The organism is Enterobacter sp. BIDMC 29 (assembly GCF_019378755.1).
GTDB lineage: Bacteria > Pseudomonadota > Gammaproteobacteria > Enterobacterales > Enterobacteriaceae > Enterobacter > Enterobacter ludwigii.
In genome coordinates this window covers 936,803-945,570 of record NZ_CP080000.1, presented here as the reverse complement: position 1 = coordinate 945,570, position 8,768 = coordinate 936,803, and the positions used below count along the sequence as shown (strand labels likewise).

At 53.9% G+C, this 8,768-nt stretch carries 8 protein-coding genes; 7 read left to right on the top strand and 1 reads right to left on the bottom strand.

The window, feature by feature from the left end; all coding sequences use genetic code 11:
- The first annotated feature begins 54 nt into the window (after positions 1 to 54).
- The 3 genes from phoP to JTA15_RS04320 all read left to right on the top strand — a co-directional run bounded on the left by phoP (position 55) and on the right by JTA15_RS04320 (position 3,403).
- Positions 55 to 726, top strand: a complete 672-nt coding sequence (phoP, locus tag JTA15_RS04330) for a two-component system response regulator PhoP (protein ID WP_032670531.1) — start codon at positions 55 to 57, stop codon at positions 724 to 726.
- Positions 727 to 2,190, top strand: coding sequence for a two-component system sensor histidine kinase PhoQ (phoQ, locus tag JTA15_RS04325; RefSeq protein WP_032681238.1), 1,464 nt, complete (start codon positions 727 to 729; stop codon positions 2,188 to 2,190). It begins immediately after the preceding gene.
- A gap of 91 nt (positions 2,191 to 2,281) precedes the next feature.
- Entirely contained in the window at positions 2,282 to 3,403 is a 1,122-nt protein-coding gene (locus JTA15_RS04320) for a cupin domain-containing protein (protein ID WP_032677894.1), read from the top strand.
- Between the two features lie 59 nt (positions 3,404 to 3,462).
- Here JTA15_RS04320 and pepT read toward each other — a convergent pair whose 3' ends face one another.
- Positions 3,463 to 4,686, bottom strand: coding sequence for a peptidase T (gene pepT / locus JTA15_RS04315; protein WP_181240007.1), 1,224 nt, complete (start codon positions 4,684 to 4,686; stop codon positions 3,463 to 3,465).
- Between the two features lie 233 nt (positions 4,687 to 4,919).
- Here pepT and potA point away from each other — a divergent pair, with 233 nt between their 5' ends.
- Genes potA through potD form a run of 4 tightly spaced genes read left to right on the top strand, consistent with a single transcriptional unit; the run spans position 4,920 to position 8,731 of the window.
- Positions 4,920 to 6,071 carry a spermidine/putrescine ABC transporter ATP-binding protein PotA gene (gene potA, locus JTA15_RS04310; RefSeq protein ID WP_181240015.1) on the top strand — a complete coding sequence of 384 codons (1,152 nt, stop codon included), beginning with the start codon at positions 4,920 to 4,922 and terminating at the stop codon, positions 6,069 to 6,071.
- Positions 6,055 to 6,912, top strand: a complete 858-nt coding sequence (gene potB / locus JTA15_RS04305) for a spermidine/putrescine ABC transporter permease PotB (protein ID WP_020884651.1) — start codon at positions 6,055 to 6,057, stop codon at positions 6,910 to 6,912. Before potA ends, potB begins: the two co-directional genes overlap by 17 nt.
- Positions 6,909 to 7,700, top strand: a complete 792-nt coding sequence (gene potC / locus JTA15_RS04300) for a spermidine/putrescine ABC transporter permease PotC (RefSeq protein ID WP_014169603.1) — start codon at positions 6,909 to 6,911, stop codon at positions 7,698 to 7,700. The genes potB and potC overlap by 4 nt, the downstream gene beginning before the upstream one ends.
- A complete protein-coding gene (gene potD / locus JTA15_RS04295; protein ID WP_014169602.1) occupies positions 7,697 to 8,731 on the top strand; it encodes a spermidine/putrescine ABC transporter substrate-binding protein PotD in 1,035 nt (344 codons plus the stop codon). The genes potC and potD overlap by 4 nt, the downstream gene beginning before the upstream one ends.
- Positions 8,732 to 8,768: the final 37 nt, after the last annotated feature.

Genomic DNA, 8,768 nt, shown 5'->3' with positions numbered 1-8,768 from the left:
AACAACATAATCAGCGTTAAACTATTCATACCATTCATATAGGGAGAAAAGATGATGCGCGTACTGGTTGTTGAGGATAACGCATTGCTACGCCATCACCTGAAGGTTCAGCTTCAGGAGATGGGACATCAGGTGGACGATGCCGAAGATGCAAAAGAAGCCGATTATTATCTCAATGAGCACCTGCCGGACATCGCCATCGTCGACCTCGGATTGCCTGATGAAGACGGTTTGTCGTTGATTCGTCGCTGGCGCAGCCATGATGTCTCCCTTCCGGTTCTGGTATTGACCGCACGTGAAGGCTGGCAGGACAAGGTTGAAGTGCTCAGCGCGGGCGCGGATGATTACGTCACCAAACCGTTTCACATCGAAGAAGTGGCGGCACGCATGCAGGCACTGCTACGCCGCAACAGCGGCCTGGCCTCCCAGGTGATTTCGATTCCCCCTTTCCAGGTTGATCTCTCCCGTCGTGAATTCTCGATCAATAATGAAGTCATTAAGCTGACCGCGTTTGAATACACCATCATGGAAACGTTAATCCGCAACAGCGGCAAAGTGGTGAGCAAAGACTCCTTAATGCTTCAGCTTTATCCGGATGCCGAGCTGCGTGAGAGCCACACGATTGATGTGTTGATGGGACGTCTGCGCAAGAAAATTCAGGCGGAGTACCCGCAGGACGTGATCACGACCGTCCGTGGTCAGGGTTATCTGTTCGAAATACGCTAAATGAAAGGGATCTTGCGTCATATTCTGCCCCTCTCGCTGCGGGTTCGCTTTTTACTGGCAACGGCCGCCGTCGTGCTGGTGTTATCCCTCTCCTACGGCATGGTGGCTCTGGTGGGCTACAGCGTCAGTTTTGATAAAACAACTTTTCGGCTGTTGCGTGGTGAAAGCAACCTGTTTTATACCCTGGCGAAATGGGAAAACAACACGATCACCGTCGAAATGCCGGAAAACCTTAACCAGCAAAGCCCGACCCTGGCCCTGATTTATAACGAAAAGGGAAAACTACTTTGGGCACAACGCGATATCCCATGGCTGGTTAAAAGTATTCGTCCGGAATGGCTTAAGACCAATGGTTTCCACGAACTTGAAGCCGATCTGAACACCACCAGCTCGCTGCTGCGCGAGGACCGCTCCCTGCAGCAAAAGCTGAATGAGATCCGCGCAGACGATGCCGAAACAGAAATGACGCATTCCGTGGCGATTAACCTCTACCCGGCCACGATGAACATGCCGCAGTTAACTATCGTGGTGGTCGATACCATCCCGGTCGAACTTAAACGTTCTTATATGGTATGGAACTGGTTCGTCTATGTTCTGGCCGCGAATCTGCTGCTGGTGATCCCGCTGCTGTGGCTCGCCGCGTGGTGGAGTTTACGCCCCATCGAATCGCTGGCGAGAGAGGTGCGCGAGCTGGAAGAACATCATCGTGAGAAGCTCAACCCGGAGACTACCCGCGAGCTGACAAGCCTGGTGCGTAACCTCAACCGTCTGCTGAAAAGCGAACGTGAGCGCTATGATAAATACCGCACCACCCTCACCGACCTCACGCATAGCCTGAAAACGCCGCTGGCGGTGATGCAAAGTACCCTGCGTTCGATGCGCAGCTCAAAGCTGAGCGTTGATGACGCCGAGCCGGTGATGCTGGAACAGATCAGCCGTATTTCTCAGCAAATTGGTTACTATCTGCACCGTGCCAGCATGCGTTCCGGCAGCGCGTTATTGAGCCGCGAACTGCATCCTGTGGCACCGCTTCTGGATAACCTCACCTCCGCGCTCAACAAGGTTTACCAGCGCAAAGGGGTCAATATCAGCCTCGATATCTCTCCCGAAATCAGCTTTGTTGGTGAAAAAAATGATTTCATGGAAGTGATGGGCAATCTGCTGGATAACGCCTGTAAATATTGCCTGGAATTCGTGGAAGTTTCCGCGCGTCAGACGGATAACGAATTGCATATTATCGTTGAGGATGATGGCCCGGGGATCCCGCGCAATAAACGTGATGTGGTATTCGACCGCGGTCAGCGTGCGGATACGTTGCGCCCCGGCCAGGGGGTTGGGTTAGCGGTGGCACGCGAAATCGTCGACCAGTACGACGGAAAAATTGAAACCGAAGACAGTTTACTCGGAGGCGCCAGAATGGAGGTCATTTTCGGTCGCCAGCAGCCCACATCGAACGATAGTTAACCCGTTATGTGAAAAATGCGAGGATCTCGCACCCAGGCTCCTGTGCTTCCGTTATAATCCGAGTCAGTAAGAGCCTGCGGAATAAAAAAATATGGATTATCACTTAACACTTAACTGGCCCGAATTTATTGAACGTTACTGGCAGAAACGCCCGGTCGTTCTTAAACGCGGGTTCAGCAATTTTGTCGATCCCCTCTCCCCTGACGAACTGGCCGGCCTGGCCATGGAGAGCGAAGTCGACAGCCGCCTGGTAAGCCACCAGGACGGGAAATGGCAGGTCAGCCACGGTCCTTTCGAAAGCTACGATCACCTCGGTGAAAACAACTGGTCATTACTGGTTCAGGCGGTTAACCACTGGCATGAACCGACTGCGGCGTTAATGCGTCCGTTCCGCGCCCTGCCCGACTGGCGAATGGACGATCTGATGATCTCCTTCTCCGTGCCAGGAGGGGGCGTTGGTCCGCATCTGGACCAGTACGACGTATTCATCATTCAGGGTACAGGCCGCCGCCGCTGGCGCGTGGGCGACAAAGTGCCGATGAAACAGCACTGCCCGCATCCGGACCTGCTTCAGGTCGATCCGTTTGAAGGGATTATCGATGAAGAGCTGGAGCCGGGTGATATTCTCTATATCCCACCAGGGTTCCCGCACGAAGGGTATTCGCTGGAAAACTCGCTGAACTACTCCGTCGGATTCCGCGCACCAAGCGGTCGCGAAATGATCAGCGGCTTTGCTGACTACGTGCTGCAGCGTGAACTGGGCAGCCATCGTTACAGCGATCCGGATGTGCCTGCACGCGAGCACCCTGCTGATATTGTGCCAGCCGAACTGGACAAGCTTCGCGGCATGATGCTGGATTTGATCAATGAACCGGCGCATTTCAGCCAGTGGTTTGGTGAGTTTATCAGCCAGTCACGCCATGAGCTGGATGTGGCACCGCCAGAGCCGCCATACCAGGCCGACGAGATTTATGACGCACTGCAGCAGGGCGACAAACTGGTTCGTCTGGGCGGGTTGCGCGTACTGCGCATCGGTGAAGATGTTTTCGTTAACGGCGAGAAGCTGGACTCCCCTCACCGTCCGGCGCTGGAGGCTATTGCCAGCCACCTGACCTTAACGGCTGATACCTTTGGCGATGCGCTGGAAGATCCCTCTTTCCTCGCGATGCTCGCCGCGCTGGTGAACAGCGGGTACTGGTTCTTTGAGGACTAAACCGTAAAGTAAAGCGTGCCGGGTGGCGGCTTCGCCTGACCCGGCCTTTTTTTTTGTCATTACCGCGCCGCGGTCAGCTCCGCAATTCGCACAATCACCTTCACCGCTTTTTCCATACCTTCCAGCGTCACGAACTCGTGCTTGCCGTGATAGTTGTAGCCACCGGTAAACAGATTCGGGCAAGGCAGCCCCATGAACGACAGCTGCGAACCGTCTGTGCCGCCACGAATCGGTTTTAACAGCGGTTCAATATCACAGTCACGCATTGCCTGCTGCGCGATATCGAGGATATGCGGATGCGCCATCACTTTCTCGCGCATATTGTAGTAGCTGTCTTCGATAATCAGCTCGATATAGCAATCCGGATGCAGGCCCTTACCGACCTTTTTGGCTATCTCCATCATCTTACGTTTACGCGCTTCAAATGCTTTACGGTCAAAGTCGCGAATGATGTAGTGCATCTGCGCACTGTCTACGGTGCCCTTAATGCTGGTCAGGTGATAAAAACCTTCATAACCGTCGGTCTGTTCCGGGCTCTCTTCTGGCGGAACTTCCGCATGAATACGCGCCGCCAGCGACAACGCGTTCACCATGACCCCTTTGGCGGAGCCAGGATGAACGTTGTTTCCGACGATTTTGATTGTCACGGACGCGGCGTTGAAATTCTCGAACTCCAGTTCCCCTACGCCGCCACCGTCGACGGTATAGGCCCACTTCGCGTTAAAGGCCTCTACGTCGAAGTGTTTTGCCCCCTTGCCGACCTCTTCATCCGGCGTAAAGGCGACACGGATATCCCCGTGCGGGATATTTTTCTCTTTCAGCACCGCCAGCGCCGTCATGATCTCGGCAATACCCGCTTTGTCATCGGCACCCAGCAGCGTTTTGCCGTCGGTGGTGATGAGCGTCTGACCGAGCAGCTGGTGCAGCACCGGGAACATCACCGGCGACAGCACTTCGTCACCAATCCCCAGCGCAATGTCACCGCCGCGGTAGTTTTCAACAATCTGCGGGTTCACATGTTTACCGCTAAAATCCGGAGAGGTGTCGACATGGGAGATAAAGCCAATCGCCGGGATATCACCGGATACATTCGCAGGCAGCGTTCCCATCACAGTGCCTTTCTCGCTTAACGTGACGTTAACCAGCCCTATGGCGTCGAGCTGCTCTTTGAGCAGGTTTAATAACTTCCACTGGCCTTCGGTGCTTGGCACCTGGCGGACACCCGGTTTAGATTGGGTATCCAGCGAAACGTACTGTAAAAAACGCTCAAGTAATTTATCCATGCAGTCACCCTCACTTTTTGTGACAACATTATCAATAAGCATCAAAAGGCAAATATTGCGTCAGGTCACTTTTATCCCGCAAACGAGAATATTTTCCGTTTATATCGTATCCGTTAGTAAATGTAGCTTATGAATCAGTGACAAGGATTGGCGATTACAGTGGTTTGCCGTAGAATGTCCGCCCTCATTACGAGTCACCAAGGTGGTTACACACAAACCCCGCTTCGGTCTGCATCCCGGAGCGTCTATATGGGACAGCGCAAAAATTGAATACACAATCCCGTTCACGTTCACCGCTGGTGCAACTGGAACGAATTCGTAAAAGTTTTGATGGTAAAGATGTTATTTCCGGGCTCAACCTGACCATCAATGACGGTGAGTTCCTCACGCTGCTTGGCCCCTCTGGCTGCGGCAAGACAACCGTACTGCGCCTTATCGCCGGACTGGAAAACGTCGATAGCGGTCACATCCACCTTGAACACCAGGATATCACCCAGGTTCCCGCCGAAGAGCGGCACGTGAATACCGTTTTTCAGAGCTATGCCCTGTTTCCGCACATGACCGTGTTCGAGAACGTCGCATTTGGCCTGCGGATGCAAAAAACGCCGGCCAGCGAGATCCCTGCTCGCGTTACCGACGCGCTGCGCATGGTGCAACTGGAAGAATTTGCCCAGCGTAAGCCACACCAGCTTTCCGGCGGCCAGCAGCAGCGCGTTGCTATCGCCCGCGCTGTGGTCAATAAACCGCGTCTGCTCCTGCTGGATGAGTCACTTTCCGCGCTGGACTACAAACTGCGCAAGCAGATGCAGAACGAGCTTAAAGCCCTGCAGCGCAAGCTCGGCATTACCTTTGTCTTCGTTACCCACGATCAGGAAGAGGCACTCACCATGTCGGACCGTATCGTGGTGATGCGTGACGGCAAAATCGAGCAGGACGGCACGCCACGTGAAATCTACGAAGAGCCGAAAAACCTGTTCGTGGCCAGCTTCATTGGGGAAATCAACATTTTCAACGCCACGGTGATTGAACGCCTGGACGAACAGCGCGTGCGGGCCAACGTAGAAGGCCGCGAGTGCAATATCACCGTGAATTTCGCCGTCGAAAAAGGGCAAAAGCTCAACGTCCTGCTGCGACCGGAGGATCTGCGCGTTGAAGAGATCCACGGCAATACTGATGCCGAGGGCCTGATTGGCTATATCCGGGAGCGCAACTATAAAGGGATGACGCTGGAGTCTGTCGTCGAACTGGAAAACGGTAAGATGGTGATGGTCAGCGAGTTCTTTAATGAGGACGACCCTGATTTCGACCACTCCCTCGACCAGAAAATGGTTATCAATTGGGTAGAAAGCTGGGAGGTTGTACTGGCTGATGAAGAACACAAGTAAATTCCAGAATGTGGTGATTGCTACTATCGTCGGTTGGCTTGTGTTGTTTGTCTTCTTACCCAACCTGATGATCATCGCCACCAGCTTCCTGACCCGCGACGATACTGACTTCGTAAAGCTGGTCTTTACGCTGGACAACTACTCGCGTCTGCTCGATCCGCTCTATTTTGACGTGCTGTTGCACTCGCTTAATATGGCGCTGATCGCCACCGTTGCCTGCCTGGTGCTGGGTTATCCCTTTGCATGGTTTCTGGCACGTCTGCCGCAAAAAGTGCGTCCACTGCTGCTCTTTTTGCTGATCGTGCCTTTCTGGACCAACTCCCTGATCCGCATCTACGGGCTGAAAATTTTCCTCAGCACCAAAGGCTATCTGAACGAGTTCCTGTTGTGGCTGGGCGTGATTGATACGCCAGTGCGCATCATGTTTACGCCGGGTGCGGTCATTGTGGGTCTGGTCTACATCCTGCTGCCCTTTATGGTGATGCCGCTCTACTCCAGCATTGAGAAGCTGGATAAACCGCTGCTGGAAGCTGCGAGAGACCTGGGCGCCAGCAAACTGCAGACCTTTATCCGGATTATCATTCCGTTGACCATGCCTGGCATCATTGCAGGTTGTCTGCTGGTAATGCTGCCGGCAATGGGCTTGTTCTACGTGTCCGACCTGATGGGCGGCGCGAAAAACCTGCTTATCGGCAACGTGATTAAGAGCCAGTTCCTGAACATTCGCGACTGGCCGTTCGGTTCCGCCACCAGCATTACGCTCACGGTGGTGATGGGCCTGATGCTGTTGATCTACTGGCGTGCTTCACGATTACTGAATAAAAAGGTGGAACTCGAATGATCGGTCGACTGCTTCGCGGCGGTTTTATGACCGCCATCTATGCCTATCTTTATATTCCGATCATTATTTTGATCGTGAACTCGTTTAACAGCTCGCGTTTCGGCATCAACTGGCAAGGTTTCACTACCAACTGGTACAGCCTGCTGATGAACAACGACAGCCTGCTGCAGGCTGCTCAGCACTCCCTGACGATGGCGATTTTCTCCGCCACCTTCGCCACGCTGATTGGTTCGCTTACCGCCGTGGCGCTCTACCGCTATCGCTTCCGGGGTAAACCGTTCGTCAGCGGGATGCTGTTTGTGGTGATGATGTCGCCGGATATCGTCATGGCGATTTCGCTGCTGGTGCTGTTTATGCTGCTGGGCGTCCAGTTGGGCTTCTGGTCACTGCTGTTCTCCCACATCACTTTCTGCCTGCCGTTTGTGGTGGTCACCGTCTTCGCACGCCTGAAAGGGTTTGACGTGCGCATGCTGGAAGCCGCAAAAGATCTGGGTGCCAGTGAGATGACCATCCTGCGCAAAATCATCCTGCCGCTGGCGATGCCCGCCGTTGCTGCCGGATGGCTGCTGAGTTTTACCCTGTCGATGGACGATGTGGTGGTCTCCTCCTTCGTCACCGGCCCGAGTTATGAAATTCTGCCATTGAAGATCTATTCAATGGTGAAAGTCGGCGTCTCGCCCGAGGTGAACGCGCTGGCGACCATACTGTTAGTGTTCTCGCTGGTGCTGGTGATTGCCAGCCAGGTTATTGCTCGTGATAAAACAAAATCTCAGGGGACAATGAAATGAAAAAAATGCTTGCCGCTGCGGCACTGGTGCTCGGAATGGGTGCCGCGCACGCTGATGACAGCAAAACGCTCTATTTCTATAACTGGACCGAGTATGTGCCACCTGGCCTGCTGGAGCAGTTCACGAAAGAGACGGGCATCAAGGTTATCTATTCTACCTACGAGTCGAATGAAACCATGTACGCCAAGCTCAAAACTTACAAAGAAGGCGCGTACGATCTGGTCGTCCCGTCGACCTATTTCGTCGATAAAATGCGCAAAGAGGGCATGATTCAGAAGATCGATAAAACGAAGCTCACTCACTTCAACAATCTCGATCCGGAGATGCTCAATAAGCCGTTTGACCCGAATAACGACTACTCCATTCCTTACATCTGGGGCGCAACCGCCATTGGGGTCAACAGCGAGGCTATCGATCCGAAAACCGTTACAAGCTGGGCCGATCTGTGGAAACCGGAATACAAAGGCAGCCTGCTGTTAACCGACGACGCGCGCGAAGTGTTCCAGGTGGCGCTGCGTAAGCTCGGCTACTCAGGCAATACGACGGACCCGAAAGAGATTGAAGCGGCCTATAACGAGCTGAAAAAGCTGATGCCTAACGTGGCGGCATTCAACTCTGATAACCCGGCAAACCCCTATATGGAAGGCGAAGTGAATCTGGGCATGGTGTGGAACGGCTCCGCGTATGTTGCCCGTCAGGCCGGTACGCCGCTGGAGGTAGTGTGGCCGAAAGAAGGCGGGATCTTCTGGATGGATAGCCTCTCTATTCCTGCAAACGCGAAGAACGTTGACGGTGCCCTGAAGCTGATTAACTTCCTGCTGCGCCCGGACGTCGCGAAACAGGTTGCGGAGACCATTGGTTATCCCACCCCGAACCTCGCCGCGCGCAAGCTGCTCAGCCCGGCCGTCGCGAACGACAAATCGCTCTATCCGGATGCGCAAACCATCAGTAAAGGCGAGTGGCAAAACGATGTCGGTGACGCAAGCCGCATCTATGAAGAGTATTACCAGAAATTAAAAGCGGGCCGGTAAGCGGCCAGGCTTTCTTCCTCACTCCGTCTTAGCGGAG